The 25,082-nt window shown below is 52.1% G+C and carries 25 protein-coding genes and 1 riboswitch; of the genes, 6 read left to right on the top strand and 19 right to left on the bottom strand.

Going from position 1 to position 25,082, the window contains the following annotated elements; genetic code table 11:
* Positions 1-4 precede the first annotated feature (4 nt).
* From cobD to EDM60_RS04060, 3 genes are all read right to left on the bottom strand, one after another.
* A complete protein-coding gene (gene cobD, locus EDM60_RS04070; protein ID WP_122962802.1) occupies positions 5-1,111 on the bottom strand; it encodes a threonine-phosphate decarboxylase CobD in 1,107 nt (368 codons plus the stop codon).
* Positions 1,111-1,650 (bottom strand): cob(I)yrinic acid a,c-diamide adenosyltransferase, encoded by a 540-nt coding sequence (gene cobO / locus EDM60_RS04065; protein ID WP_122962801.1) that lies wholly within the window; start codon positions 1,648-1,650, stop codon positions 1,111-1,113. The genes cobD and cobO overlap by 1 nt, the downstream gene beginning before the upstream one ends.
* 271 nt (positions 1,651-1,921) lie before the next feature.
* A riboswitch (cobalamin riboswitch) is annotated at positions 1,922-2,143 on the bottom strand.
* A 180-nt stretch (positions 2,144-2,323) separates the two neighbouring features.
* A complete protein-coding gene (locus EDM60_RS04060) occupies positions 2,324-4,414 on the bottom strand; it encodes a TerD family protein (protein ID WP_122962800.1) in 2,091 nt (696 codons plus the stop codon).
* 273 nt (positions 4,415-4,687) lie between these two features.
* Between EDM60_RS04060 and EDM60_RS04055 the strand changes: the two genes are divergently transcribed.
* Entirely contained in the window at positions 4,688-5,932 is a 1,245-nt protein-coding gene (locus EDM60_RS04055) for a copper amine oxidase N-terminal domain-containing protein (RefSeq protein WP_122962799.1), read from the top strand.
* Here the strand turns inward: EDM60_RS04055 and EDM60_RS04050 are convergent.
* Positions 5,912-7,510 carry an FMN-binding glutamate synthase family protein gene (locus EDM60_RS04050; RefSeq protein WP_122962798.1) on the bottom strand — a complete coding sequence of 533 codons (1,599 nt, stop codon included), beginning with the start codon at positions 7,508-7,510 and terminating at the stop codon, positions 5,912-5,914. The genes EDM60_RS04055 and EDM60_RS04050 overlap by 21 nt on opposite strands.
* A gap of 213 nt (positions 7,511-7,723) precedes the next feature.
* Between EDM60_RS04050 and EDM60_RS04045 the strand changes: the two genes are divergently transcribed.
* Entirely contained in the window at positions 7,724-8,254 is a 531-nt protein-coding gene (locus EDM60_RS04045; protein ID WP_122962797.1) for a peroxiredoxin, read from the top strand.
* A 93-nt stretch (positions 8,255-8,347) separates the two neighbouring features.
* On the opposite strand, the gene EDM60_RS04040 is transcribed toward EDM60_RS04045, so the two are convergent.
* Positions 8,348-8,659 carry a hypothetical protein gene (locus EDM60_RS04040; RefSeq protein WP_122962796.1) on the bottom strand — a complete coding sequence of 104 codons (312 nt, stop codon included), beginning with the start codon at positions 8,657-8,659 and terminating at the stop codon, positions 8,348-8,350.
* 281 nt (positions 8,660-8,940) lie between these two features.
* Here EDM60_RS04040 and EDM60_RS04035 point away from each other — a divergent pair, with 281 nt between their 5' ends.
* From EDM60_RS04035 to EDM60_RS04020, 4 genes are read left to right on the top strand one after another with little or no spacing between them, the layout of a single operon-like run.
* Entirely contained in the window at positions 8,941-10,329 is a 1,389-nt protein-coding gene (locus EDM60_RS04035) for a right-handed parallel beta-helix repeat-containing protein (RefSeq protein WP_233454047.1), read from the top strand.
* Positions 10,326-10,913 carry a nitrous oxide reductase accessory protein NosL gene (locus tag EDM60_RS04030; protein WP_122962795.1) on the top strand — a complete coding sequence of 196 codons (588 nt, stop codon included), beginning with the start codon at positions 10,326-10,328 and terminating at the stop codon, positions 10,911-10,913. The genes EDM60_RS04035 and EDM60_RS04030 overlap by 4 nt, the downstream gene beginning before the upstream one ends.
* A 27-nt stretch (positions 10,914-10,940) precedes the next feature.
* Positions 10,941-11,747 (top strand): ABC transporter permease, encoded by an 807-nt coding sequence (locus EDM60_RS04025; protein ID WP_122962794.1) that lies wholly within the window; start codon positions 10,941-10,943, stop codon positions 11,745-11,747.
* 4 nt (positions 11,748-11,751) lie between these two features.
* On the top strand, positions 11,752-12,477 hold the full coding sequence (locus EDM60_RS04020) for an ABC transporter ATP-binding protein (protein ID WP_122962793.1): 726 nt from the start codon (positions 11,752-11,754) through the stop codon (positions 12,475-12,477).
* A gap of 118 nt (positions 12,478-12,595) precedes the next feature.
* Here EDM60_RS04020 and EDM60_RS04015 read toward each other — a convergent pair whose 3' ends face one another.
* The 14 genes from EDM60_RS04015 to EDM60_RS03950 all read right to left on the bottom strand — a co-directional run bounded on the left by EDM60_RS04015 (position 12,596) and on the right by EDM60_RS03950 (position 24,923).
* Positions 12,596-13,321, bottom strand: coding sequence for a nucleotidyltransferase family protein (locus tag EDM60_RS04015; RefSeq protein WP_122962792.1), 726 nt, complete (start codon positions 13,319-13,321; stop codon positions 12,596-12,598).
* 12 nt (positions 13,322-13,333) lie between these two features.
* Positions 13,334-14,839 carry a dGTP triphosphohydrolase gene (dgt, locus tag EDM60_RS04010; RefSeq protein ID WP_122962791.1) on the bottom strand — a complete coding sequence of 502 codons (1,506 nt, stop codon included), beginning with the start codon at positions 14,837-14,839 and terminating at the stop codon, positions 13,334-13,336.
* 150 nt (positions 14,840-14,989) lie between these two features.
* Positions 14,990-15,907, bottom strand: coding sequence for a response regulator (locus tag EDM60_RS04005; RefSeq protein ID WP_122962790.1), 918 nt, complete (start codon positions 15,905-15,907; stop codon positions 14,990-14,992).
* A gap of 3 nt (positions 15,908-15,910) precedes the next feature.
* On the bottom strand, positions 15,911-17,179 hold the full coding sequence (locus tag EDM60_RS04000) for a sensor histidine kinase (protein ID WP_122962789.1): 1,269 nt from the start codon (positions 17,177-17,179) through the stop codon (positions 15,911-15,913).
* Positions 17,180-17,259: 80 nt separating this feature from the next.
* On the bottom strand, positions 17,260-17,910 hold the full coding sequence (locus EDM60_RS03995; RefSeq protein ID WP_122962788.1) for an amino acid ABC transporter permease: 651 nt from the start codon (positions 17,908-17,910) through the stop codon (positions 17,260-17,262).
* Positions 17,911-17,923: 13 nt separating this feature from the next.
* On the bottom strand, positions 17,924-18,577 hold the full coding sequence (locus EDM60_RS03990; protein WP_063228395.1) for an amino acid ABC transporter permease: 654 nt from the start codon (positions 18,575-18,577) through the stop codon (positions 17,924-17,926).
* An 83-nt stretch (positions 18,578-18,660) separates the two neighbouring features.
* Complete coding sequence (locus EDM60_RS03985) at positions 18,661-19,515, bottom strand: glutamate ABC transporter substrate-binding protein (protein ID WP_122962787.1); 855 nt, start codon at positions 19,513-19,515, stop codon at positions 18,661-18,663.
* Between the two features lie 33 nt (positions 19,516-19,548).
* Positions 19,549-20,277 carry an amino acid ABC transporter ATP-binding protein gene (locus tag EDM60_RS03980; protein ID WP_122962786.1) on the bottom strand — a complete coding sequence of 243 codons (729 nt, stop codon included), beginning with the start codon at positions 20,275-20,277 and terminating at the stop codon, positions 19,549-19,551.
* Positions 20,278-20,469: 192 nt separating this feature from the next.
* Positions 20,470-20,988 carry a DUF2179 domain-containing protein gene (locus EDM60_RS03975; RefSeq protein ID WP_122962785.1) on the bottom strand — a complete coding sequence of 173 codons (519 nt, stop codon included), beginning with the start codon at positions 20,986-20,988 and terminating at the stop codon, positions 20,470-20,472.
* Between the two features lie 174 nt (positions 20,989-21,162).
* Positions 21,163-22,089 (bottom strand): ADP-ribosylglycohydrolase family protein, encoded by a 927-nt coding sequence (locus EDM60_RS03970; RefSeq protein ID WP_122962784.1) that lies wholly within the window; start codon positions 22,087-22,089, stop codon positions 21,163-21,165.
* A 78-nt stretch (positions 22,090-22,167) separates the two neighbouring features.
* Positions 22,168-22,365, bottom strand: coding sequence for a hypothetical protein (locus EDM60_RS03965; RefSeq protein ID WP_122962783.1), 198 nt, complete (start codon positions 22,363-22,365; stop codon positions 22,168-22,170).
* Positions 22,366-22,479: 114 nt separating this feature from the next.
* Positions 22,480-22,770 (bottom strand): DUF3817 domain-containing protein, encoded by a 291-nt coding sequence (locus EDM60_RS03960; RefSeq protein ID WP_122962782.1) that lies wholly within the window; start codon positions 22,768-22,770, stop codon positions 22,480-22,482.
* A 94-nt stretch (positions 22,771-22,864) separates the two neighbouring features.
* On the bottom strand, positions 22,865-23,386 hold the full coding sequence (locus EDM60_RS03955) for a PadR family transcriptional regulator (RefSeq protein WP_063228400.1): 522 nt from the start codon (positions 23,384-23,386) through the stop codon (positions 22,865-22,867).
* Positions 23,387-23,399: 13 nt separating this feature from the next.
* Positions 23,400-24,923, bottom strand: coding sequence for an MDR family MFS transporter (locus EDM60_RS03950; RefSeq protein WP_122962781.1), 1,524 nt, complete (start codon positions 24,921-24,923; stop codon positions 23,400-23,402).
* Between the last annotated feature and the right edge of the window lie 159 nt (positions 24,924-25,082).

Raw genomic sequence — 25,082 nt, 5'->3', positions numbered from 1 at the left:
AGACTCAACGCTTGCCGCCCCTTTCATCCCGCACCTCGCGCAAGACCGCCATCAGGCGAGCATTTTCCGCACTTCCGCGAACCGCGATGCGCACGTCATGGGCAGTCAGTCCGGGATACATCGCGCAATTGCGGATCAGCACCCCTTTTTTGCCAAGCCATTCTTGCAACTGGGCCGCCGGCAGCTCCCCCGGCGAGCGAACGAGCAAGAAGTTCGCCTCTCCCGGCCACACTTGCCATCCCAGCTCCTTGCCGACGAAGTCGAGCAATTTGGCCCGCTCTTCGGCGATCAGGCTGCGGGTTTTTCGCTCGTACTCCTGCTCCATCAGGCACAGTTCCCCCGCCAAAAGGGCCAGCGCATTCACGCTCCAGCTCACTTGCTTTTGCCGCATGTTGGCGATCACGTCTGGATGGGCGATCGCGTATCCCAGACGCAGGCCGGGAATCGCATACATTTTCGTCATCGACCGCATCAAAATGACCCATGGAAAGCTCTCCAGGCGACTCGCCAGCGTAAACTGCCGTTCTTCCGCCACGAAATCGAGAAAAGCTTCGTCCACGACCAGCCAGGTGCCTGTCTCTGCCGCCCAGTCCGCCATTTGCAACAGCTCCTGCGGCTCGTACAAGATCCCGGTCGGGTTGTTCGGCGAGCCGACAAATACGAGATCAGCCTGTTCAAACAGCTTGTACAGCTCGGCGCGATCCGGCTTGTAGCCGTTCTCTGCTTTTCCGTAGCAACCAATGACACGCGCGCCAAACTGCTCGGAAAGCTCTGCATATTCCGAAAAGCACGGATACACGACGCCGACTGTCTCTGGTTGCAGCCCGAGAATCGCCAAAGCCATCGCTTCCGCCGCTCCATTGGCTGGCAAAAGATATGCTTCCGGCAGTCCGAGACGCTTCGCCAGCGCCTTGCGAAACTCGCGGTGTCCCGGGTCCGGATAGCGCAACACCGCAGACAGCGAATCCAGCAGCATGTCCCTGACCCGTTCCGGCATGCCGAGCGGATTGATATTGGCGCTGAAATCGAGAAACTCTCCAGGCTTTACGCCAAAGCGTTGCGAGGCGGTCAGCAAGTCGCCACCGTGACCATACGTTTCCAGCACGTTCATTAAAATTCTACCCCCAGCACTGCTGGTATTCCTTCGTCATAGTAATGCTTGAGCGGCTTCATTTCTGTCACCAGATCAGCCATGTCCATCACTTCCTGCTTGGCGCTCCGCCCCGTCACGACCAGATGCACATGGCTCGGCCTGTTTTGAATCGCTTCCAAAACATCCGAAAGCGGCAGCACATCGTCAATGGGAAAACGGTCGATCGCCAGCGCGTTGTTCAGCTCGTCCAAAATCACGACGTCATACGCTCCCGAAGACAGCGTTTCCCGGGCAAAAGTCCACGCCTCCTTGAGCGCTTCCCGATGCTCCTCTGGCGTCTTCGTCCACGTAAAGCCTACGCCCTTTTGCACGATCTCGATGCCGAGCTTGTCAAAAATGATTTTCTCTCCATACGTCCGCTCAGGCGACTTGATGAACTGAATCATAATCACCTTTTTCCCCCGCCCGGTCGCCCGTACAGCCAGGCCCACCGCTGCTGTCGTCTTTCCTTTTCCGTCTCCGGTATAGACCAAAAACAGTCCACGTTTATTGCTCACAACGCACACCCCCAGATTGAAGTGAAGACCTTGCTGTCATTTTGACCCTACATACTTTTCAGGGCCCCCGTCAGTTACCTAAAAAAGGATAGTTTTCTCCAGCCCTTTTCAGGTACTTTTCGGGGACCCCATTGTCCAGTCCAAAAAGTGTCAGCGATTGCTTGTCAGGCGCACAAAAAAACGCTTTGTTTTCCAAAATCTAGAAGGAAAACAAAGCGCGGATAGCTGACAAAAACAATCCTCACCTCTTCCTTTGACCCGAAGGAAAACAGTGCATACACCAAAACAGGCAGGTTTCCTGGCTCAAGGATCATCACTCTTCTTCTCCTTCCCGCCTCGTAGTGGGGCAGTGGATGGCGCCGTTGCCAGGAAGAAGAGCTACTCTTTTACAGTGGCGGGACCGCGTTGGCATTTCACCAAACTTCCCTTTTAACCCTGTCTTTCACGAAATAAGCACTCGCAAAAACACAAGGACCTGTTTTCTATCCTATTCAAATGTCGTTCATTCATTTCAATAACACTCACTTGTTTTAATAATAGCAAATGCTACCGTGGATTCAAGCAAAAGCTGCAAATCGGAGAGGGAAAATGGAAAAACACGGAAAATCCGAGGGAGCGATTCTTGCAAACAACGAAAAAAGCCAGCCTGAGCTGACTTTTAAACTTCCCATCATTAACCAGCGAGGAAATCAGCCAAGATCACTTCCATGTCAAACGGGGTAATCCCCTCTTCCATGGAAAAAACCGTGTCTGCTTCCTCCATCCGGTCGGTAATCGTCCCTCTCGCCTGTGCGTGCAGGGTGAACAGCTCGTGCAAGGTCGGTTTCACAAGTGTCGTCAGCGCGCGGCCCATCCATTCGATGCCGCCGCCATTTGCCTCTACGTTGTTGACAAAGCGCGGATGCGAACGCAGCGCGATGTCCGTCCAAATGACTTTTCGCTCTGCCAGATCGAGAATGACCGGGAGGCAGATCGTCGAACGGGCAGCGATGTCGGCTTTATCCTGAACTGTCAACGGTTCAAAAACTTCGCCGGACTCGGGCTGACTGCGGATCATCCAGCCTGCGAAGCACTCCGGCAAATCGCAATACGGCTGGCTCGTAAACGAGTTCAGTGACATCACGACATAGCGCCCGCCGTATCGAAGCACTGACTCGATATCGACATCGATGAACTCGCACGCTCCGTTCGGCGCCTGTACGACATCGCCGCTATGGCAGGCGCGATACTTCGCGGACCGCAAATTGGTGTAGGACACATGCTCCATGTACGTCCACTTCTCGTCATACAGGACAGCGGACAAATCGATATCTACCCGCCCGGTAGGGACATCGTTGACGATCCCTTCCTTCCACCAGGTGAAAAAGCGGATCGTGCTCCCCTCGGGGATCGGCAGTCTGGAGCCGCGCGCTATCGTGCGCAACGCCTTGCTTGCCGATCTTTGGGAAAAAGGCACCAGTTGCTCGTGCAATTGCGGGTCGATATAAACTTTTCCGAGAGTAGGCAAGGCAGAAAAGCGCCGAATCAATACCTCGCGACATATCCCGGCTGCACGCGCGCGCTGTTCATCCGCCAGCTGCGGAAGCATATTGGGGATCGCCTGTACTTTTGCCACTTCTCCTTTTGGAAAGAACGTTCGCCACTCACCGTATCGCTCCCGCTTGTCAAAGTGATTCATCACCTGCAAAAGGACGGGGGTCGATACAGAAGTCGCTATCTGCTCAAAGGAGCGCAACACCTGATCGCCCGCTTCCGTCAAGCGGAGCATGTGATCCAGCCGTCGGGCAAATTCACCTGGCCGTTGCATCAGCAATCTGGTCGCTTCTTTTATATCGCACGCCAGGATCGCCAGCTCGACCTGACTGTTGAAAGTCTCGATGCGCCGATTGTTGCGCAAAATATCAAACGCTTCCGCTGCCCGCGGATAACGGTCTTTGTATTCAAAAGGATGCAAAATCTCCCCGAGGCGAATCCAGCGGTTTTTATAGCGCTGCATGTCTTCCGCCAGGTTCGGGCTTGCTTCCAGCAATCGAAGCAACAGCCTGCGCTCGGCCCGTCTGAACTTGCGAAACTTCGCAGGGGCAGCCAGGCTGACATCCCCGTCGGACAGAGCCGTCGCCAGTCGCAGAACATCTGTTGACGTCTTGCAATACTTCGCAAAAAAGTCAGGCGGCATTTTGTCGGCCCGAAGCAACACGCTCGCCACGACAGCGGCATTTTCCTTGTGCGGGATTTCCGGCGGCAAAGCTTCCGCAATCCCTTTGCAACCGTGAATCAAGCCTTTCAAGTCTTCCTTGTCCTGAGCGGAGAGCGAGCTGTTCGCCCGCAGCATGTTCATGCCTATTTGCAGCAGCTCTTCGTCCGTTCCCAGTTGAATCACTTTCAAACGGGATTCTTTCAGGAGCGGCAGCCGCTTTTTCACTTCATGCACGGGAAGCTGCCACGTCAAGTAATGGATAATCGCCTGGAGGTACAGTTCCCCGTCGCTCGCTTCCATGACCTGGCGCGGGAAATTCGGATAAAAAGGCTTGAAGCGCCTGGAGGCACCGACCATGTCTTTTAAAACTCTCACTACCTCCGAGTAGAGCGGGAAAAATTCCGCTTCGGACAGCGTGCGGATTCGCTCGATCAGCTCCAGGGAAAACGTGTAGCCCAAGCTCTCCATATTGCGCAAGGCCGCAGCCAAGTAAGAGACAGGCAATTCATGCTGTCCCGCTTTCACAATCAGTTTGTTTTTCCGGCGAAGGTAGATTTGATTTTTCATCGGCAGCAATAAAAAAAATCAGGAAAGCAGTACCCCTAATATCCAAGTTGAGTAGAAGGAAGGTGTACAATAGCCTGATTTTTTTGTTCCTTTTGTCATTTTTATACATATTATCCTGTTTGCCATAGGTTGTAAAGGCTCTCCCGAAAAATAGGAGTTTCTTCACAGGCGGTCTGTTTGGCCTTGCATCCTTTCGATCAGGCACTGGAAAACAACCCCATAGTACAATAAGACAGCACCTGCCTGAAATGAAAAACATTGAGGACATGACAGATGAAAAAAATTCAGCAAATCATGGCGCTGGCTGTACTGCAAAGCGCTGTTTCCTTCGGCACTCCTGTCTGCGCACAGCCCGTCGACGTCACGGTAAACGGGCAAGCTGTCGCCTTTCCCGACGTCCAGCCGTATGTAGACGCACGCTCGCAACGTACGCTGGTGCCCGTCAGATTCGTGGCTGAAAAGCTCGGGCTGCGCACGCAATGGGATGCAAAAACCGGACAGGTTACGCTGCAAAACGCGACAACCACGATCAGGCTGACGGTCGGTCAAAGCATTGCGCACGTGAACGGCAAGCAAGTCCAGCTGGATACGGCGGCTGCGCTCCGCAATGGCCGGACAATGGTGCCGCTCCGTTTTATCAGCGAATCATTTGACGCCCGGATCGATTGGAACGCCGAGCGCAATCTGATTGTTATCGCGACAGCCGCTCCAAAGCAGCACAGCACGTGGCTGTGGGATGCGTCCTTGCTTTTGAGCGGTCAGGAACAGGAGCGAATGATTGAATTTGCCGCGGAACAGCAAGTGACGAGCATTTACTTGCAAATCGACAAGGACATTCCGCAAGCTGTATACCAATCGTTCATGCAAAAAGCGCAAAAAAGGCAAATCAAAGTAGAAGCATTGAACGGCCGCCCCGGATGGGCTTTTCCTTCCGGCCACAGCCAGATCGAGGCTTTTATCGACTGGGTCGAAGCCTACAATGCGGCTGTCGCCCCTGAGGAGAGGTTTTCCGGGCTGCATTTTGACATTGAACCGTACGTGCTTCCCGAATGGAAAAGCGATCAGACACGGGTCGTCAGCAACTGGATGGACAGCATACGCCTGATCGAGCGCAGAACAAAAGCGAACGGTCTGCGGCTTACGCTGGACATTCCTTTTTGGCTGCATCAGGTCAAGGTTCCCGACACCCGCTACAGTTTGAGTGCGTGGATGCTGGAAAAAGCCGATGCGGTGGTCATCATGGATTACCGCAACTCCGCTTTGGGCAATGACGGAATCATCGCCAATGCCCAGCCGATTTTGCGGGAAGCGGGCACATTGGGCAAGCAGGTCATCGTCGGAATCGAAACCGCCCCCAGCGCGGAAGGTGCCCATACGACTTTTCATTCGCTGCCGACACATGTGCTGAAAACAGAGCTTCAGCTCGCCAAGGAAAAGCTCGCTCAGCACGCAAGCTACGCAGGCTTTGCCATTCATGACTACAACCACTGGACGAAACTAAAGCAAGACAGCTTCTGAGTGTCCGGGCTGCTCGGGCTCGGGATACGGGAACAAATCCGCTACCCGCACGCTCTGGCCGCTTTCATTCGTGTAGACGACATGCTCGCGCGTAAAATCACGCGGGCTTTCCAGTCCACAGGCTGCGGCGAGCGAAAACAAGCCTTCGCGCAACTGCAAAATGTAGTTCATGACCCGCCACTGCTTTTCTTCCGGGGCGAGCGCCTCCTGGTATTTGGCGTCCGTGGTCGTAATTCCGGTCGGACACTTGCCTGTATGGCATTGCATCGCCATGATGCAGCCGTTCGCCATCATGAAGCCGCGCGCGGAGTTGACAGCGTCCGCCCCTAAGGCGAGAGCAATCGCCACTTTGTCAGGCGTGATCAGCTTGCCGGACGCAAAAATTTTGAAGCGGTCACGCACGCCGAATGTCCGCGCCACATCGTCGAGGATGAGCAGCGCAGGATAGAGCGGCAGCCCCATCCCGTCCGCCATCGCTTTGAAAGTCGCGCCAGAACCTCCCTCCGAGCCGTCAACCGTAATGAAATCGGGGTAAATATCCAGCTCGGTCATTTTGGCGAACAGCGGCTCCAGCCTTTTGGCGTCACCGACGACGATTTTAATTCCCACTGGTTTTCCGCCCGCTTCCTGCAACGTGCCGACAAACCGGAGAGCTTCCTCTGGTTTGGTCAGAAACGCAAAACGGTTGGGGGAATTGACCGTTTTGCCCACAGGCACCAGCCGCGCTGCCGCCACCTTTTCTGTCACCTTGGAGCCTTCGAGATGGCCGCCCCGTATTTTTGCCCCTTGATGAAATTTCAGTTCAAACGCTTTGATCGCAGGCTGACTCGCCTTGCGCTTGTATTCCTCGATCGAGAATCGCCCTTCGTCATCGCGGTATCCGAACATGCCTGGCCCGATCTGTGCGACGATATCCGCGCCTGTAGCGAGGTGGACTTCCGCCACGCCCCCTTCTCCTGTGTTGATCCAGGAGCCGCCCGCCATTTTGGCTCCGCTTCCCGTAGACAAAATGTAGTTTTCTCCGACCGCCCCGTACGATGTGGCAGATGCCCCGAACATGCCTTTGAGCCGCCACGGGTGTTCGCGGCGCTCTCCCACGACAATCGCATCCTGATCAGCCAGCAGCCACGGCTTCACTTGTTCCTCGATGAACTTTTCCTGGCGAGTGAACAGGCCCTCATCTGTAATCACGTACTTTTTGCCCACAAGCACTTGCTCGTTGTCTACCCGCAGCTCGCTCGTCAGCTTGGGAAACATGGCGTTGGACAAGTAAAAGCCCGGCTTTTCGTAATCTCGTCTGCCGCCAAACGAGATGAGATCCGTGCGGTATTTCGCCGCGTAGACCAACCCGACGAAATCAGCGCGGGAAAACGGTCTGCCGTCTGTGTCGTTGTCAAACCAGTATTGGCGAAATTCCGGCCCGAGCTTTTCCAGCAAATAGCGCACCCAGCCCAAAAACGGGTGCGAGCGGATAATCGAATGCTTCGGCTGTTTGGACAAGGCGTACATATATCCGAAAAAGACAAGCGGCGGCAGTACCACCACCACGAGCACTATGATCAAAAGTATCGACTGCATCTTGTTTCCCCTCCGGCATTGAGCATCTTCGTTCATTAGGATGCTACCTGATCCTTCCTCTCATACAGTACGGCGGTTTAGGGCAATTCCGCTCCTGTTTTTGTGCAAAATATTATTTAAAGTAACTTTCAAATGATATTGATTATAAATATCATTCATGATAATTTGATAGCAGAACCATACATCATGCCTACAGAAACGAGGAGATTCTCGATGAGCGCACGCATTGGACTTCCCGCACCCGATTTTACGATGGACACCGTGACGTTTGACAACGGCTTCCCTGTTCCGAAAAGCTTGGTCGATTACCGCGGCAAGTGGCTGCTGCTATTTTTTTATCCATTTGATTTTTCCAAAGTATGCCCGACCGAAATTCTCAGTCTCAATCGCCGAATTGACGAGTTCCGTGAGCTGAACGTCGAAGTGCTCGGCGTCAGCGGAGACAGTGTGCATACGCACAAAGCCTGGATGAGAGCAAGCGACGGAATCGGGCCGCTGTCGTTCCCGCTGGCTTCTGATTACAGCAAAGAAGCGACCAACAGCTACGGCGTGCTCGATGAAGCGACCAAAGCACCCCTGCGGGCGAGCTTCATCATTGACCCGGAAGGCATCTTGCAGTATGCGGTTGTCTCCAACTCCAAAGTGGGCCGAAGCGTAGATGAGACATTGCGGGTCATTGAAGCTTTGCAATCCGGCGGCCTGTGTCCGATGGACTGGAAGCCAGGGCAAAAAACGATCTCTTAACAGGCATACAGCAACTGACAGGCAACGAAAAACCTCGACCGAATGAGCTGGTTGACAGCTCCGGTCGAGGTTTCTTTTTGGCGAACAAACAGCCTAATCGTACTTCTCGTCGTCCACGCGTATTTGCCCGTCCACGATCAGCTCCAGCTCCGTTTCGAAGTTCAGCACGATTTCGCCCGGCATCTGGTCGGCGACCTCTGCCAAATCGGGAAGCAGCAGCGCGTCTTCCAGCGATTCGGGCTTTGCTGGCAGCTCATTGAACCAGCCGCGAATCGCATCCATCAGCTTGTAAAACGACGCCTCGAACTGGTTGGCGTCATCTTCGGCGTCATCCTCATGGCTTCTTTTCATCCGCTCCCACGCATCCAGCGTCTGGCGCAGTGCTTTTTCGATCGTCGCGTCCATGCTCCGCCCTCCTTTTCGCTCCTGTATTCTTCCTAGCTAGTATGACCGCTTTCGCTGCCCTTTTCCAGCCTTTCCGGCACCTCCGCTTTCGGATGAAGTCCCTTCCATTTTTTATAATCGTTGCGATTTTTGACACCTTTTATAGCCCGTTTGAGTCATACGCAAATGAATCGGGACTGCTATCCTAGTCTTAGCTGGCAGCCCCTTCCCTCAGGAGGAATTATCGAGAGCTCTCATTACAAAGGGGGGAACGTACCCTGACTCGTACTAGGAACAAAAAAATGGCGCTTCGCCAACTGCTGTCTGCTTCCCTGGCAATCGCGCTTGTCATGCCTGCTGCCCTCACAGCGCTGGCGGAAGAGTCCGCAGACTCCTTGCAAGCACAGATCGACCGGGCGGCATCAGGCGAAACTATCACGATACCGGAAGGCAAATACGAAGGGCCGATTCGCATTACGAAGCCGCTCAAACTGGTGGCAGACGGAGACGTCAAGCTGACCAACCCGAGCGAGGAAGCTGCCTTGATCATCGCGGCAGACGACGTTACCTTGCAAGGCATTACGGTGGTGGACAGGAGAATCAACAGCGAGGACGCCTCGATTATCGTCAAGGGCAACCGCAATCTGCTGGAAAAAGTCACCGTGGATACGATGGGAACAGGAGTTCAGTTGCGAGGGGCCAACTCCAATACGCTGCACAAAGTTTTCGTCATCGGCAAGGTAAAAGACAGGGGCAGTACGAGTGATGCCGGCCACGATCACAGCGCTCATCTGTCCAAAAGCCAAAGCAAGCCAAAGGTGACGGTTCAGGCTCAAAAAGGAAACGGCATCGACCTGTACGACTCGAATGACAATCGGCTGACCGACAATCAGGTGACGAACGTCTTTGACGGAATCTACCTGGAGAAAAGCAGCGGCAATCAACTGGAGCAAAACTGGGTGGAAAAGTCGCGCTACGGCTATCACCTGATGGGCACCACGAATACAACTTTGAAAAACAATACCGGCAGCGAAAATGTGACGGGCGCCATGCTGATGGAAACAAGCGAAGCCACAGTCATCGGGAACCAATTTTTGAAGCAGCAGAAAAACCCGAACTCCCAAGGCATTTTGCTGTACGATGTGCAAAATTCGCTCATCACGGACAACCGCATCGAAGGGAACCGGGTCGGACTGTACCTGGAGCGCTCGACCGGGATTACCGTCAAAGGCAATCAGCTGGCGCTCAATTTCGTCGGGATGCAGCTCACGTCCTCTTCGCAAAACACGTGGACGAACAACCAGTTCATCTCCAATGTCATCGCGGCGCAAGCCCAGGACAGCGCCACTGACAACATAAACGGCAACTATTGGGACAACTTGCTCGGTCTTGACGTAGACGGCGATCATATCAGCGATCTGCCGTACGAAATGAACCCGTTTTACCTCGGCCTGACTGACGCCGTTCCCGCCTATCAGCTGTTTTTCCAGTCGCCGGGCTTCGTGTTTCTGGAAAATTTGTTCACAAACGGCGCAGGCAGTCCGATTCGGGACAACTCGCCGCTGATGCCGACATCCGCTGTCTTGGCAGCCGATGCCCAAACGACCAGCGGCTGGGGTGCTGGCATACTTGGCCTCATTCTTTTACTGGGAAGCTGTACATTCATATACGTAGGAGTGAAGAAATCATGATGAAATTGAAAAAATGGGTAACCACACTGGGAGCAATCGCAGGAATCAGCCTGCTCATGGTCGGCTGCGGAAAAGAAGAAGCACAGCCTGTAGACATCGCGGAAGGCGTAGACAAATGTGACCTCTGCCACATGCACGTGCCGAACGACCACAACGCAACAGAAATCATTTTGAAAGACGGCAAAGCGCTGAAGTTCGACGATATCGGCTGCTTGCATGAATGGACGAAAGAACACGGAACAGACGAAGTCGCCATGCAATACGTTCGCGACTACTATACGGCAGAGTGGACAAAAGCCGATACGGCAACTTTTGCCTACGACAAAGAATTTAAAACGCCAATGAGCTACGGCATCTACTCGTTTAAAGACAAAGCGGAAGCGGACAAATTCGTGGCGGAACAAAAGAAAGGCGTCGTCATGAACGCGGAAGGTCTGAAAAGCCACACGTGGGAACGCAGCATGAGCGAACACATGAAAAAAGACGGACATTCTTCGGGCGGACATCAATCGGGCGGTACGGAGAGCACTCCTGCCCCAGCACACGGCAATGGCACAAGCACGCCAACGACTACACACCACTAATACCACGAATAGAGGAAGTGGCGAGCCTTGCACATCAATCTGATTGCGAAAAGGGAAGTGAAGGTAGGTTTCCGCAATCCATGGGCCTACTCTTTCATGGCTCTGTTTTCCCTGTTTAGCCTGGGGCTGCTGGTGATCCAGTCGCAGTCCTACATGAAAGGCTACACGTATACGACAGGCACCATGCTCAATCTGATTTTGTATTTGCTGCCGCTGATGACGATGCTCCTCTCCTCTTTCTCCCTGACTGCGGAGAAAGAGGAAGGTAGCTGGCAACTGCTCTCGACCTACGCGATGACGACCTCGTCGTTTCTCATCGGCAAATACGTCGGCCAGGCGCTCGTCCTGATTGCCATCGTCAGCTTTGGCTACGGCATCTCCGGGGTGGCTGGACTTTTGCTCGGCAAAAGCTTTGCCTTTTCCACCCTGCTGTTCCTGCTCGTCTTCTCGATTTGTCTGATCCTTTTATTTTTAGGAATCGCCATGCTGATTGGCGCTCTGTGCCGGAATCGCTGGCAAGCTTTGACCATGGGCGTCAGCATCTGGTTTTTCTACATTTTGGCCTGGCCGACGCTGTTGATTTCCTTGCTCAGCTTCGTGCCGTACACATGGATCAAGCCCTTGCTGCAAATCGTGACTTTTTTCAATCCAGCTGAATTTGTCCGCGTCTATTCTGTGACCCGGCTTGGCGGCGGTGCCATTTTCGGGCCGGAATACTACAAGTGGATTTACTGGATCGACTCGGCGCTCGGCGACGTTTGCTTCGTCGCACTCTGTCTGCTGTGGATTAGCGCTACGCTGTTTATCGCTACCCGGGCATGGGAAAGGAGATAACACGATGCAAACATTCGGCCTTACCGTCGATCAGGTAAGCAAGACGATCAACGACAAAACGATTGTCCATCCTTTCAGCCTGCGCATCGAGCCTGGCGAAGTGGTCGCTCTGTGCGGCGGAAACGGAGCGGGAAAAAGCACGATCCTGCGCATGCTGGTAGGCATTCTCCGTCCCACTACAGGCACGATTCAGCTCAACGGCATGAGCTGGGAGGAGCAGCGCGTCGACTATTTGCAGCAGATTGGCTACATGCCTGATCATTTCTCCTTCACCGCTGGTCTGACTGCACGCGAGACATTGGAGTTTTACGCAGCGTTGCGCAATCGGACCGCAGAAGATGCCGACAGGATGCTGAAAGCCGTCGGTCTGCACGATGCCCGCAACAAGCGCGTTTCGCATTTTTCCAAAGGCATGCAGCAACGCCTGCTGTTTGCCCAGGCGATCCTGGCAAAACCGGCCTTGGTCGTCCTGGACGAGCCGACAAACGGCCTCGACCCTTACTGGATGGACGCCTTCGTCGATCTCGTGCGCGAGCTGCGCCTGGCGGGACAGTCGGTCATCTTCTCCACTCACCAGCTTCAAGTAGCTGACGCCGTGGCTGACCGCGCGATTTTCCTCATGAACGGACAAATCGTCCGCGACGACACGATTGATCAGTACCAGGAGCAGTACGGCAATGTCGGGCTGTACGGTGCGTTCGCGGAGCTGGTGTCTCGGGCGCATTCATAGCCAAAGAAGAACATACAGTCAGACATGATAGTGACACCGCTGTTCATTCGCAGCTATCGTCCAAACGCAAGAAGCCAGTCAACGGTTGATCCCGCCGACTGACTTCTTTTTTTTCAGGCTAAGCTTTAACATGCGATAACAGTTGCGAATAATCATCGTACGATAGCTGACTTCCATCCCCATAATGCTTTCGTTCTGCCTCGACAAGTCTCTCTTGCGGATTGTCAGCGGTAGCAGCCCACTCCCTGATATAATTCCTTAACCGATCGGAAAACTGCAATCCGCGTGTCTTGTGAATCTTCCAAGCGCGAACAACATTAACCTCTGGAGTAGGGTTTTTCCATACGACCTCATCATCAAGCAAAATATCAAGCACTCTGCTATTTATCGCTTCCATGAAATAAGTGCAATCAAGGTTCTGCCATTGCAAATGAAAACTTACTGCATCGAAATTGAAAAAGACCCCTTTAGATATATTCTCAAAGTTCGGCGCTAATAAGCGTTCGCGAAAAGCCCAATTGCTTTGGATTCCCCATATGTCGAATTCAATGCCGTCAACCTTAAGCTTATATCCCCCGAACCGATTTTGTTTATAGGAAAAGCTGGAAAAAGCTTCGGCAAACCTCGTATCAGGAGCATCCACAATTATGTCATAATCCCGTGGTGTTCTGCTCTCAGCCAGATCCCGTACAGCCCCACCAATCAAAATCAAATTACCGTAGGAGCTAAGGTCATGTAGCAAGCGGTCTACTTGTGGGCTGACTTCTCTTAACAGTTCAATCCTTTTTAGGATCATGCCTGTCTGATTGTAGTCTTCGTGAGCGCATCTCCATGCACTGCCCATAAGTAGCCCTCCTTACAATTTGATGCCTGATAGCTTTTGATACAATTCTAACGCATAAGTGTCAGTCATGCCACAAACAAAATCCGTCACTAGCAATAACCGATCATACAAACTTGGCTGTTTATCAACTTGCAGCGAAAAGGGGTAGCGCTGCATGAGATAGCGATAATTATCAGAGATCAGCATGAAATTCTTGCCTTTTTCGGAGTAGGCAAATTCATCATTGATTTTGAAAATATTCTTCTCCAGTTCAGCTAGCTGGTAGATGCTATCTGTACTCACTGAGCAAACGAATATTTCCAGCAATCCGCGAATCACCTTTCCCCCTACCAACTCGCGTGTAATAATGTCCCGATTCGGAAAAATATAATTCTCTGCAAGCGCTCGGAAAGCTTCCCGAACCTTCGCTGCTGACGAATTTTCCAAAATCTCCTCATCAAAGTCGCCGTTCAAGATGCGGTCATGCAATTTGAGGAAGCTTTCCACTACTCCATGAATCATGGCTCCCTGCGCCTTAATCCGCAGCTTTTGCACCGCATTGTCTAAACGGTCTGAACGCCGCTCCTCTGTATTTTGTTTAAAGTCACTTACAAAGGAATCGAGAAGCTTTCTATCGTCTTCTGTTTTGAAAAATTCTGCGAACACATCTGTAATGATCGAATAGTCCAATACTTTCTTTTTGCACCCATCTTCAATATCCGCTGCTGAGTAGGCAATATCATCGGCCGCCTCCAACAAAAACGTGACAGGATGGCGTTTATCCATAATTCCGGTATATTGGCGAACTAGCTCAAAACGTTCCTGCTCCGAAGTCATGTATCCAAATTTTTTGTAAGAAACGCCGAGATCTTGTGCTTTGCGCTCTGCTCTGCTTTTGTTCCCTTCCAACGAAGAACGGGGATATTTCAAAATGCTTGCCAAAGAAGCGGCGCTTAGATTGTAGCTATATTCATCCACTAATCCATTCAGCTTGGTCAACAGGCGGAACGATTGCGCATTTCCTTCGAAGTGTTCAAAATCAGCCTGCATCTGCTTTGCATACTGCGAATTCCCCTCAGCCAGTTGCCTGAGATTTTTTTCGTTTTCAAACCAATCCCGAAAGAAAGTTTGAATCGCTGCTTCCCCAAAATGACCAAATGGCGGATTACCCAAATCATGCACAAGACCAGCAACGGCCAATAGCGCGCTCAGTTTTCCAACAGACTCCTCTTTAAATGCCTGCGGTTTTCGTGTCGAAAGATACTTTTCCACACTGATGCCCAGTGATCGACCAATTGTCGCCACTTCATGAGAATGTGTTAAGCGAGTGCGCACAAAGTCACTGTTATCAAGAGGGAAAACTTGCGCTTTATCTTGTAATCTGCGAACTGCTGAGCTAATAATCAATCGGCTATAATCATCATCAAAGTCATTTCGCAAATCGTATTCATTATCCTTTGTGCGATCTTTTACCTGTCGATCTCGCAAGCGAACTCCGCTCAATAGTTGTTCCCACTGCATTAATGTGCTGTTCTGCATCTACTCATCCCTCCCTTCTCTATTTTACTACACAAAAACGCATTATTTGGTATTTTTGTCTCTTTATACAAACAAAAAAACATTACTTTTTTCCTAAAAATCAACTAGAGTTACCTACTCTTCCGTTCGTTTGTTCTTATCCTCGCTTACTCAAATCGCCTTCGCTTCCATATAAAAAACAGATAAAAACTTTTTCACGCTGATGCGGCATTTTGTCGTCTTTTCTCCGGCTTCCAGCTCCTGCATCCGTTGGCGAATTTCCTGGAAGTCAAACAAGCGCGGGGCAAAATGCTCAAAAGTCGGGTTCGCGTAATCCGTCAAACCGAGCGAGGACAAATGCGTAAACGCTTGCAACACCATGCGGCGAATCCGCTGCTCCATCGCCCGTACCTCTTTGGTCAACGCCTGCTCGTCGAGGCTGCCGTGCAACTTGAGCAAAATTTGCGTGTACAGCTCCTTCAGTTGCAAATCCCGCAGTTTGTCCACTTCCCGATCGTTTTGCGCCAGCCAGCCCATGATGACGAGCAAATCGTGCGCCCCCGCCTCGCTTGCGATCCCGAGCTGCAACAACAGTTGTCTCGCTTTTTGCGCCAGGCCCTCCTCGTCGGAGGAATGAGCTTTCAGCCCGCCCGTCGGCTGCTCTTTTCCTTTGACATCAAGAATTTGCAACGACTTGCGGATAGATTGCAAAGAGGCTTCCAGCGTCAAGTAATCAGACACCCTTTTGAGCACTGCGATGACCTCCAGGCGGTTGATCGGCTTCTGGATAAACGTATCAATCCCCTGCAAATAAGCCTCTCCGATCATCTCCTTGTTCTCCACCTGAGAAACCATGATGAACCGGCCCGCGAACCCTTCCGCTTGCAACTTCTTGATCGTCTGGATGCCATCCAGCCCAGGCATGAGCAAATCGATCAGGACGACATCTACTCCGTAAAGCTGATCGATGGAGACACAGTTGCCATCGCTTGCCTGGCCGACGATCTCGCCCAGGCCGCTGTCCGCTATGATTCGCTCCAGCATGCGCCGCACTACGGCATCGTCTTCAATCAAAAAGAAACGTATCATCGGTTACCCTCCCTCCCCTCTCAGCAATTGATGAGTCGGAATCCGCACTTCAAAATGAGTCCACTCTCCCAGATCGCGCAAAATGTGCAACTGCCCCTGCAAGCTCTGCACGATGCCTCTAGCATGTGTCAGGCCAATCCCGGTGGATGCGTTGCCCTGCGCGTCGTATTTCGTCGTATAGCCCGGTTCAAACACCCACTCCCGTTCATCCTGCGAGATTCCCGGCCCGGTATCCAGCACCTGAAAGACGATTTGCCGCCCTTCCAGTCTGACGTTCAATTCAATTTTACCCGATCCGTCGATTGCTTCTACGGCATTCGCCACCAAATTGTTCAGCACAGACAACAGCGCATAAATTTGATTGGTCGCCAGGCTGACCTGACAGCTCCAGGCAAATTCGATTTCTTTTCCGAGCATCTCCGCATACTTCTGATTCGCTCGCATCACCAGCTCGCACAATTCGCCGACAGGCATCTGGGGAGCCAGTCCCTCCTGATTGATCAGCTTGGAAATACCTGCGAGAATGCGCTGCGAGTCTTTTTTTACCTCGTGCACATGCTCGGCAATCGTCAAAGCCGTAGGAGATTCGGCATGCTGCGACGTCAGCAGCCGCCTGTACAACCGATAGCTTTCACGGGTGATGTCCTCCAGTTGCGTCATCGATTTGCGCAAGTAAAACGCCTCTTCGTAAAGCTCGGTATTGATCATCCGCAGCCGTTCCAGCTCTTGCTGGCGCACCTCGCCTACCGCCCGAATTTGCCGGATCGAGACGCTGTTGTACAGACCGACAGCGAAAAAGCTGCGCAATACGCCGAAGAACAAGAGCATGAAAAAGCCTTGCCACGTAAGCGGCGGAAAACCGTTCAAAAACTCGCGCACCTGCAATTCGACCAGATTGGAAGCAAAGTCGACAGAAGCTCCGATCAGCCCCATTTTCAGCGGAAATTCCACGTAGTTTCTTGCCCGCAGCACCCGGAACAAAATGGCAAAGCTGAAATAGTAAAACGCAGAGGGAAGGTGATCATACACACTTTCCAGCCACGGGCCGTAGCCCATGAGCATGTCCATGCCGACCCGAAAGCCGAGGATGAACGTCCCGGTTAAAAAGCCTGTCGTGATCACAGGTACGGAAGAAAACCAGAGCAAACCGAAAGAAAAAGCAGCAATCCCCAGCGAGAAGCGAAACGATCCTCCAAGTGGATTGACCTTCATCTCTCCGAAAAAGGCCGTTGCCAGCATAATAATCATGAGGACCAACAGGCGCTCGCGCATAGATTCCCCCCTTTCCTACGCAAAAAGATCTCCCATTCCTATTTTACTAAGAACTGGAGATCCGAACAGATGCTTTTGCATCAGGCGTGTTTGTTTTCAAGTCGTTTGGACACGATCGACAAGGCGTAATTGACGACGAAGTACATGACCGCTACCAGCAGGAAGGTCGGGATCACGTAGTTGACGTTGCGCCCGTTGATGATTTGCGCGTGGTTCATCAGCTCTGGCAGGGCGATTACGACGGCGAGCGACGTGTCTTTCAGCAGCGAGATGAACTGGCTGACGATCGGCGGAACCATTCTTCGCAAAGCTTGCGGCAAAATGATGTGCCACAGCGTTTGCACGTAGGTAAGGCCCGATGAACGCGCAGCCTCAATTTGCCCTTTTTCCACCGATTTTAAACCGCTGCGCACGATCTCCGAGAGCATCGCCGCTTCAAAGATGACCAGTGCAAGGACAGCTGCATAAAACTTGTCGAGCTTGATGCCGACTTCCGGCAAAGCAAAGTACGTGAAAAATATAATCAACAAGAGCGGCAGGTTGCGGATCAGCTCGACGACTGTAGCCAGAGCTTGGGAAACACCGGGAATATTGGCGTAACGCAGAACCCCGACGACGATCGCGATCGCAAAGCTGAACACAATCGCTAAAAAGGCAACTTGCAAAGTAAGCCAGAAACCTTCGAGCAGGAAGGTCAAATGACTGGGCGCGTATGCTCCGATAAAGTCCATGTTTTCCCCTCCCTTAGCGGCTTCCAGCCAAGCGTCGCTCCCAATAGCTGACGAGCATGCTTAACGGAAGTGTCAAAATCAAATAAAAGATAGCGACAAAAATGTAAACGTCAAACGTCACGAATGTGTCGGCAGAGATCAAATCCCCGAAGTACATCAGATCAAGACCCGCGATAACGCCAAGCACCGAGGAATTTTTCACCAGGTTGATAAACTGGTTGCCCATCGGCGGAATGACGACCTTGATCGCTTGCGGCAAAATGATGTAGCGCATCGCCTGTCCGTACGTAAGTCCCGAGGAACGGGCTGCTTCCATTTGTCCTTTTGGTACAGCCAAAATTCCGGCGCGGATAGTCTCCGCAATGAATGCTGCGGTGTACACCGTCAGTCCAAGCGTCCCGGCTACGAATGGCGCCAGCAAAATGCCCATGGCAGGCAGACCGACAAAGAACAGAAACACGACGAGAATCAGCGGAATGTTGCGGACGAACTCCACGTAAGCCGTTCCGATCCAATTGAGCGGGCGAATCGGCGAAATCCGAAAAATCGCAAAAAGCGTTCCCAAAACAAAGCTCCCGACGAGAGCGAGCAGGCTGGCTTGCACCGTGTTCCAGAAGCCTTCGAGGTACATATCCCAATGATCAAACAAGATGGAAAAATCGATCATAGCTGTAGCGATCCCCCTAGTCGTAAGAAAATAAGGGAATGAGCGGCGAAGTGAACCGCTCATCCGTCATGGAGTAGAACCGCTTATTTTTTTGGTTTTTCCCCGATCCATTTTTCATAAATCTTGTCGTATTCGCCGTTTTCCTTCATTTCTTTCAGCAGGTCGTTGACGGCTTTGACAAACTCGGCGTCGCCTTTGTTGATCGCGATCCCGTACGGCTCTTCGGTGAACGTTTCTTCTGTTACACGGTAGTTCGGATCTTGCTTCGCCATTCCGTACAGGAGAGCGTTATCGGTAGTGAGCGCATCGCCTTGTCCAGCCTTGAGCGCTGTGAAGGCTTCTGCGTAGTTTTCAAATTCGAGCACTTCTACATCAGGCGCGCTGGCGCGAATGTTTTTCGCAGAAGTGGAGCCTTTGGCTGTCAGCACTTTCATCCCTTTTTGCAGGTCTTTGAGTCCGTTGATCGGGCTGTCTTTTTTCACGAGCAAAGACTGTCCAGCCAGGAAGTACACGTCGGAGAAGTCTACTTCTTTTTTGCGGTCCTCGGTAATGGTCATCGTCGCGATAATTGCGTCAATTTCCCCGTTTTTCAGCATCGGGATGCGCGTTTTGGAGGTGACTTCCTTCAACTCGATTTTGTTTTCGTCGCCGAGCACTTTTTTCGCAATCGCTTTGGCGATATCGATGTCGAAGCCTTCTACGTTGCCGGACGCCGGATCTTTCAAACCGAACAGGTTCAGGTCGTACTTGACGCCGACGACAAACTTGTCTCTTTCTTTGATTTTTGCCAATGTTCCGGTACCAGCTGCCGCACCAGCGCCAGTCGAAGCGGTTCCTCCCTCCGACTTGGCCCCGCCACAGCCTGCCAAAGCAGTTGCGCTAAGCATCAAGACAAGACCCATTCCTGCGATTTTTTTCCAGACGTTTTTTGTTTTCATTTGATTACCCCTCATCTCTTTTTATGTGAATGGCTAGTGATTCAAAATTCGGCTCAGGAACAGACGCGCGCGCTCTTCACGCGGACTTGCGAAAAATTCCTGCGGTGTCGCTTCTTCCAAAATCGTTCCCTGGTCCATGAACACGATGCGATCGGCCACCTCGCGGGCAAAGCCCATTTCGTGCGTGACAACGACCATCGTCATCCCTTCTTTTGCAAGCGTCTTCATGACGTCCAGCACTTCCCCGATCGTCTCGGGATCGAGCGCTGAGGTCGGCTCGTCGAACAGCATGATTTTCGGGCGCATCGCCAGTCCACGGGCAATCGCTACGCGCTGCTGCTGCCCGCCGGAGAGCTGGGTCGGGAATTTTTCCGCCTTTTCCGGAATCCCTACTTTCTCCAAGTAATAGAGCGCCGTTTCTTCTGCTTCCTGTTTGGAGACACCCAATACTTTGATCGGCGCAAGCGTGATGTTTTCCAGAACAGTCTTGTGCGGATACAGGTTGAAGTGCTGGAACACCATGCCGATATCGCGGCGCAGCTTGTTGATGTCGGTATTTTTGTCGTTTACTTTTACGCCGTCCACCAAAAGCTCTCCGCTTGTAACCGTTTCCAATCTGTTGATGCAACGAACCATCGTACTCTTCCCCGAACCGGACGGTCCGATGACGACGACAACCTCTCCCTGGTTGATATGCAGGTCGATGTTTTTCAGGACGTGGAAGCTTCCGTAATGTTTGTTGACTTGATGAAAACTGATCAACCAGATCCCCCCTTGCTCTCTTTCATAGTTTGTATCGTAAAGGCGAACTACCCGAATCTACAGAAAAATACAAATCAATTTTATTTCTCTTTATAATTTTCTAAATTGTGAACGGAATTTAAGCACAAAAAAGGCCAGTTGCCCCCATGCCTGCCCGGCACAAAAGTCAACTGGCTTCGTTTTGGGATCGCCTTATCCCCGCAGACGGTTCACCCAGAAACCGCCCTTCAAGTGTTTCGGCTCAAAAGAAATGACAAAAGCTTTAGGCGCGATCTGCTGAATGAGCTGCCACAGCTTTTTTTCGTTGCTGCGCTTGGTCAGCACTTGCATCATGAGCCGATGCCCATCGCGGCCTTCCGCTACCCAGGAAGTGACGCCAAAGCCATGTTCCCGCAGCTTCACCGGAACGTCCAGATCGACAGAATCGACCACCACCTGGAGCGTCACATAGCCCAGGGCCAAATATTCCTCGATCTTGCTGCCGATGTACACGCCCATTCCCCACCCGATACAGTAAGCGGCGAGATTGACCGGATTGTCCAGGTTATCCAGAACAATCGCCAGTCCTTTCAAATACACGAACACTTCCACCATCGCCAGGAGCGAAGCCAACACGCGGTACCCTTTGATCACCATCAACAGTCTCAGCGTAAAAAAAGACACGTACAAAATGTTAATCCCGATGATGATCCACACAAACTCGAAGCCCATTTCTCCCCTACCCCCACCCAGACCGGGTCATTGCTGTTTTCCAATCACGTCTCGAATATAAACGATGTGCCGTGCAAAATCTAGCTGGAAAAGGACGCTTAAAATTTTCCAGCGAGCCGCCTTTCACCAACAGCCCAAAACAGCTTAATGACCAAAAGAATTGGGTAGATTTGCTCAGTTCGCCCGCCGATCCAGCAGCTTGTCAGCCATCTGCTCGATCAGCTCGCGCTTGGCCAGCAAATCGAGCATTCGCTTGGGCAGTGCCTCGACTCCGTAGTAGGCTCCTGCCAATTGACCGTAAACAGCCCCGGTCGTATCCGCGTCATCACCGAGATTGACAGCGCGAAACAAGCCCGCCTCAAATGTGTCTGTCGTGCAAAAAGCCCACAGCGCTGCTTCCAGCGACTCTACCACGTACCCTGATCCTTTGATTTCCGTCTCTGCTTTGCCTTTGTACGAACCAAGAGCGACGCGGGCAATGCCGGGATCAAGCGGTTCCTCTGCCCACAAATTCTCGACAGGCGAATAGGCTCCCGCCAGCAATTGATCTTTTGGCACGCCCTGCAAAGCTCCCAGCAACAGCGCACCCAAAAACCGGCAGCCATCTACCGCTTGGGCTGCCGCATGTGTCGTGCGCGAGCTTTGGGCGCACATGTCGATGGCTTGCCTCGGCTCGCCTGCGAAAAAGAGCGCTACAGGAGCCAGCCGCATGATCGAACCGTTTCCAGCCGTCCTCGGGTCTGTCGATCCGCTGTATGGCTGTCCTGTCTGTTCATACCGCCACAGCGCTTCCTTTGTCGCATTGCCGATGTCAAAACAGTGATCCTTGCAGCTCATGTACCCTTTGCGATACCAGGCTAAGTAACGGTTCATTTGATCCTCTGGATCGAACCTCCCCGTCTCGCTCAGGCTCTCCGCCAGGCACAGCGCCATGGAAGTATCATCCGTCCATTGACCCGGCTGCAAATCAAACGGCCCTCCGCCGATCATTTCCGTAAGCGGCTCAAACGTGCCTGGCTTGCGAAATTCCAGCGTCGCTCCAAGCGCATCCCCTATTGCCAAACCGAGCAAACTGCCTGCATAACGCTCACGCAGTTCCATAGCCAACACCACCTTTTAACAGAATTATCAATCTATTTATCGGCAGGTCAGAATAGGCTCTTGCCTACCCTACCTCCTTCAGACAAAACATCTGGCAATCACACTCTTGCCGACATGCTGCTCGTCCAGCTCGTCAGACGCCACCTTCTCGTCGCTTTGCGTGAAGGTAATAATCTGCGGCATTACCAGCTTGTACCGATTCTCCATCACGGTTTCCAGCACATACTGCCCTTCGTTATCCCACAAAAGAACACCTGCCAAAATCCTGGTCTCCACACAGATCCTCCCCCGTCGTGGTAAATATAGACAACCCACCTACGATTGAACTTATCTGCTGGTGCAGCAAAGACGGGTACGATGACCCGCCTTTCCTCTGCGCTCTTTGTTGTTTTATTGCTCTTTTTTCAATCGTGCATCCAGAACAAAATTGCCGAACGGCAACAGAGACGCGATAAACGCCACGATTACCTTCAAAATGGACCATCTGTCCTTAAATGTAACATGAGCCAAGGCCAAAATATAGAGGACAAAAAACAAGCCATGCAATGAGCCTGCGACTTTTACTGCGTCCGGAAAATCGAGGTAGTACTTGAGCGGCATCGCAATCAACAGCAACACCAGATACGAAATTCCTTCAATAATGCCGATAACGCGAAAACGTCCGAGTGCGGTATTCATCATGGGCGGATACCATCCTTGCTTGTAATTATCATCATTATAAACGAAAAACTATCTAAATGATGAGAATTGTCCATTGTTCATAATAAATTCAAAATCAGCGGCCCCATGATTGTTCGCGAATGCGTTCCATCCAGCGCACCTCGGCATGCAAATGCTCGATCGCCCCAATCAGGATCGTCTTCGCCCCCCAATTCAGCTGCTGCTGCTCCATGATCGATTCGAGCAAGGCAGCAAGCCGTTGCACCTCCTGGATGTTCACGGCCAAAGCTTCCCCCATTTTTGCGGGATCGCCATGAGAGGCGAAGGTCAGAGCTGTATAAATCGGATTGGTGAGTTGCATCGGCTTGCGCATTTCCTGCAAAAGCAGCTCCTGAAACTCCGCCTCCCCTGTTTTGGTGATGCGATACATTGTCTTATCCGGGCGGTTAGACTCGCGAATGACTTGCGTAATCTCGATCATCCCACCCTTTTCAAGCTGATTGATGGCGTAGTAGAGTGAGCCTTTGGCGTATTTGACGTAGCAATCGATTCCTCGCGTCTTCACCTGCTGCTGGATTTCATACGGGTGCTTTTCCCCTTCCATCAGCAGCCCTAAAATAAGCAATTTCAAACTCATGGCTACTCCCCTCTTACCCGCGTTCAGGCTTGGCTTGCGGAGCCTTTTTTCCCGACGTTACCACTCGCTCATTGCCCATCAGCAAAATACAGACGACCGCGAGTAGAGCGGGAACAAGCGCCCACAAAAACGTGTGAGCGATGGAAGAAGCAAGAATGTCCGTCATTTTTTCCAGCACGGGAGCCGGAATCGCAGCTCTTGCTTCCGGCGTCAAAATCGCGCGCGGATCGGTGATCGCACCAGCTGCACCTTGACCGGAGAAAGCAGAAGCCATGCCATTTTCAAACTGGTTGCGCTGCAAAATGCCAAACACCGTAATCCCCAGCGTCATGCCGAGCGAACGGGAAAAAGAGTTCGTCGAGCTGGCCGATCCACGTTGGCGCATGTCGAAGCCATGAATCGCGGATATCCCGAGAACCGAGAAATTGAACCCGACGCCAAATCCGGTAATCGTCATGAAGATCGTCACCGTAGAGCGAGCCATGTCAGGCGACAAGGTGCTGAGCAGAAACAATCCCGGTACGAAAAAGACCGCTGACAGCAGCATGATGTTGCGGAAGCTCGTTTTCGTCGTGAGAAAACCGCCGACCTGGCTGCCGACAACCGAACCGAGCATCATCGGCGTCAGGAGCAAGCCGGAATTGGATGCAGACCCGCCATATACCCCTTGGATGAAGATCGGCAAATAGACCGTCGTGATGATAAAAGCGGCTCCGTACAGCAGAGCGACTGCATTCGTCGTAGCGAACAATCTGCGTTTAAACATCGCAAACGAAATAATCGGTTCCGAAGCTTTCTTTTCCACAAACAGAAAAATCACGAACAGCAGGAAAAACGCAGTAAACAGTCCGATGATTTGCACGGAGTTCCATGCGTACTGATTGCCGCCAAGCTCCAGGGCAAACATGAGACTCACGACAGCGCCGACAAGCGTGATCGCTCCCCACCAGTCGATGCTTTGCTTGCGGTGCTCAAGCGACTCTCTGTAGTACCTCGCGATAAACCAGAGAGACAGCGCCCCGATTGGCACGTTGATGAAAAAGATCCAGTGCCAGCTGACGTACTCCGTGATGTACGCTCCGAGCAACGGCCCGAACACGCTGGAAGTACCGAAAACCGCTCCGAACAGCCCCGTCATTTTCCCGCGCTTTTCCGGCGGGAACACGTCAAAAATGATCGTGAAGGCAATCGGCATCAAAGCGCCTCCGCCGATCCCCTGAATGGCGCGGTAAATGCTCAATTCGATGATGCTGTTTGCCGTTCCGCACAAAATCGAACCCAATAAGAAAACGATCAGGCCAAATATGTAGAAACGCTTGCGCCCGTACATGTCGGAAAGCTTGCCGAAGATCGGCATACCCGCCATCGTCGCGACCATGTAAGCGGATGTTACCCAGACGAATTTGTCCATGCCGCCCATCTCGCCCACAATCGTCGCCATGGCAGTCGCCACGATCGTGTTGTCCATAGACGCGATCAAGAGCCCTAACAAGAGGCCCGCGACGACAAAATTCACTTTGCTTTCTTTGGCGATCATTGCCGTTGTCCTCCCTGATAGTCAAATCAAACTAATATTCCTTATTATATTCAAATTTGACCATTTGTCTGTAAAAAAATATTGAAGAACTCCAACTGGCTTCTCCTTCTCTTCGCGCGATACAAAAACACCTTCTCTCCCAAAAGAGAAGGTGCCTTA

The sequence above is a fragment of the Brevibacillus parabrevis genome (assembly GCF_003710905.1).
Taxonomy (GTDB): domain Bacteria; phylum Bacillota; class Bacilli; order Brevibacillales; family Brevibacillaceae; genus Brevibacillus; species Brevibacillus parabrevis.
Note: the sequence above shows the minus strand (reverse complement) of the source record. Positions and strands in the feature narration are given on the sequence as shown.